Source organism: Mesorhizobium sp. M7A.T.Ca.US.000.02.2.1 (assembly GCF_003996995.1).
Lineage (GTDB): Bacteria > Pseudomonadota > Alphaproteobacteria > Rhizobiales > Rhizobiaceae > Mesorhizobium.
Genome location: NZ_RZTT01000900.1, coordinates 1 through 511, shown reverse-complemented (window position 1 = coordinate 511; position 511 = coordinate 1). Strand labels below are relative to the sequence as shown.

The 511-nt window shown below is 63.6% G+C and carries 1 pseudogene; it reads left to right on the top strand.

Features of this window, described 5'->3' with window-relative positions:
* Window positions 1-244 (top strand): annotated as a pseudogene (locus EOD15_RS37165) (sprT domain-containing protein); the annotation flags it as partial.
* Between the last annotated feature and the right edge of the window lie 267 nt (window positions 245-511).

Here is a 511-nt window from a genome sequence, read left to right as displayed (position 1 = left end):
GTCCTGGCTTGATCGGTTCCCGCCATGCTCGGCCGAGCAGTTCACTTTCGGGGGAGGGGAGGGCGACGACGGTGATGAGGTCCAAATCGACCTGCTTGTGTTCCCGGGGCCGGGGCAAGAGAACCGCTCCAACCGGGTCAAGTACCGCTGTCCGTCTTGCGCAGTCCAGGTGTGGGGCAAGCCCAACCTGGCCATCCTATGCGGTGATCCCGACTGCGAAGGCAGCGCCTTCGAGCCTGTCTAAATCCCGCCCTTTGTTCGACGCGCTGCAGGCCGTCGATCATCTGTGGGACGCCCTTCGTCCCGACACTTTCAGGTTGCCCGCGCCTGCTGTCCGCCAGTCACCCGCAGGGTCGAAACGCAGTGGAAAACGCTTGCGTTGACGGGCGGCAAAGGTGTGGCATTTGCTCCTGGGTGCAGGGCACAGCCCTGCGATGACGAGCGACTGGAAGGAGCGGGCCTTTCTCTCGTGACCTAAATCGGCGCGACCGATTTTCGGACGAGGACAGCC